At 67.0% G+C, this 212-nt stretch carries 1 protein-coding gene; it reads right to left on the bottom strand.

Translation table 11 applies throughout. From position 1 onward, the window contains the following. Positions 1-212 (bottom strand): ABC transporter permease subunit (locus EYB28_RS19830; RefSeq protein WP_166853010.1); only part of this gene is annotated, 212 nt, incomplete at both ends.

Raw genomic sequence — 212 nt, 5'->3', positions numbered from 1 at the left:
GGCAGCATCACCTGGAAGAACGTGCGCCAGTGCCCGGCCCCGTCGATCGCCGCCGCCTCGGCGATCTCGTTCGGCAGCCCGCGGAAGAACGCGTACAGGAAGAACACCGTGAACGGCAGCGCGAACGCCACGTAGGTGGTGATCAGCCCGGGCAGCGTGCCCAGCAGGCCGATGTTGTCCAGCACGAAGAACAGCGGCACGATCGCGAGGAA

Origin of the sequence: Isoptericola sp. BMS4, from assembly GCF_011634835.1 — a bacterium.
GTDB lineage: Bacteria > Actinomycetota > Actinomycetes > Actinomycetales > Cellulomonadaceae > Isoptericola.
Note: the sequence above shows the minus strand (reverse complement) of the source record. Positions and strands in the feature narration are given on the sequence as shown.